A 2,069-nucleotide genomic window follows, 5' to 3' on the forward strand; every position below is an offset into this window, starting at 1 on the left:
GGCCACGTCCAGATCTTCAAGAACGGGCTCAAGTCCTATCGCGACCTGCCGCTCAAGATTGCCGAGTTTGGCAAGGTGCACCGGTTCGAGCCTTCCGGCGCGCTGCACGGGCTTATGCGCGTGCGCGCGTTTACCCAGGACGACGCGCACGTCTTCATCACCGAGAGCCAGATCGCGCAGGAGAGCCTGCGTATCAACGATCTGATCCTGTCGATCTATGAGGACTTCGGCTTTTCCGACGTCACCATCAAATTCTCCGACCGCCCGGAGCAGCGCATCGGCGACGATGCGGTATGGGACAAGGCCGAGGCCGCGCTGATGCAGGCGCTGGAGACGACCGGCCGTCCGTGGGCGCTCAACAAGGGCGAAGGCGCGTTCTACGGGCCGAAGCTCGAATACGTCCTGCGCGACGCGATCGGCCGCGACTGGCAATGCGGCACCGTGCAGGTCGATTTCACCATGCCCGGACGGCTCGGCGCCTTCTACATCGACGAGAGCTCGCGCAAGGTCACGCCGGTGATGCTGCATCGCGCGATGTTCGGCTCACTCGAGCGGTTCACCGGAATCCTGATCGAGCACTATGCGGGACACCTGCCGCTGTGGCTCGCGCCAGTCCAGGCGATCGTCTGCACCATCACGTCCGACGGCGACGATTACGCGCGCGCGGTGATCGAGCGCGGGCAGCGGATGGGGCTGCGGCTCGAGGCCGATCTGCGCAACGAGAAGATCACCTACAAGGTGCGCGAGCACTCGGTAGCGAAAATTCCGGTGCTGCTGGTGGTCGGCAAGAAGGAGGCCGCCGACCGCACCGTCTCGATCAGGCGTCTCGGCGGCCAGCAGCAAAGCGTTCTGCCGCTCGAGCGCGCGCTCGCCTCGCTCGCCGAAGAGGCCGTGGCGCCGGACATCCGACGGCTCAAGCAGGCTGCCTGATGCGGCCTCTCGGCTTGCCGCGTCATGCCCGCGCTTGTCGCGGGCATCCACGTCTTTCCTTTCGGGCCAAGAAGCGGATGGCCGGGACGAAGCCGGGCCATGACGGGCTGCTGCCTCAATGTGAGCGGGAAAGTCCTATAGTGCGGCACATCCAAAATGGCTCGATTGAGCCATATTCCCGTTCAGAGGGCGCTCGACGGTTCATGAATTGTCTCATCGGCGAGACGACGCGCATCAGGCTCCGTCCCTGGAAAGACTGCGATCGCGATGCATCGCGACATTGCACCAGGACCCCGAAGTAATGAGCGACGCCGGCGGTCCGCTGACGCGGTTGGAGAGCGACGCAAAGCTCGACCGTTACATCGCCGCGTTTGAGCAGCACGGCTTCACTCGCTGGGCCGTTGAAAGCCTGAATGGCGATGTTATCGGCTACACCGGAATAATGCGCCGGCTGGCGGACCATCCACTCGGCGCTCACGTCGATATTGGCTGGCGGTTCAAGCAATCCACGTGGGGCAACGGATATGCCACCGAAGCAGGAAGAGCTGCCTTGATCGACGCGTTTGAACGATGCGGAGTTCGCGAAGTCATCGCCTACACGGCTCCTGATAACATCAGATCGCGAGCCGTTATAGAGCGCCTGCGTTTGCGTCGCGATCCATCGCGAGATTTTACGGTGTGGGAGGGCGCCAGAAGTTGGCGAGGCCTGGTCTGGTCAGCAGAAGCACCACGGTAGGCCTCTCGCTGTGGACGCGCATCGCAGGAACCGCTTTATTGCTCATCGCATTGTTCTGACCGAAAAACCGGGTCCACTTTGCCGGAAAATGCTTCAGCGGCTCTGGCTGGCGATGTACGCGGCGAGGTCGGCCGCCGTTGGCGCTGGCGGTGGTCTGGTGGACGCCACGAGCCGGCACGACGCGCACCAGCGCCGTGCGATCCGCCTCCGTTCTGCGCGTCGGCGGCGACCGCCTGCTCGGCCAGCACACCCGCCGCGAGCACCATTGGCGGCCGCACGGCCGCCGCACGCGAAAGCTCGACTGGCATGATCACCTTGCCGCTCGGTTCGGGGGTTGACGTCGGCTTTGGCCGCCGCGGCTTCTGCTTCATTCGGGGTCGTGACCGCGCGCGCAAGTGGTGCG

General features: G+C 64.4%; 2 protein-coding genes. Both read left to right on the forward strand.

Translation table 11 applies throughout. The features are described from left to right. A partial coding sequence (locus JOZ79_RS00840; RefSeq protein ID WP_294069287.1) for a threonine--tRNA ligase occupies nt 1-930 on the forward strand: 930 nt, incomplete at its 5' end. Between the two features lie 280 nt (nt 931-1,210). Further along, a complete protein-coding gene (locus JOZ79_RS00845) occupies nt 1,211-1,666 on the forward strand; it encodes a GNAT family N-acetyltransferase (protein ID WP_294069289.1) in 456 nt (151 codons plus the stop codon). Nucleotides 1,667-2,069: the final 403 nt, after the last annotated feature.

The sequence above is a fragment of the Sphingomonas sp. genome, from assembly GCF_019242355.1.
Lineage (GTDB): Bacteria > Pseudomonadota > Alphaproteobacteria > Sphingomonadales > Sphingomonadaceae > Sphingomicrobium.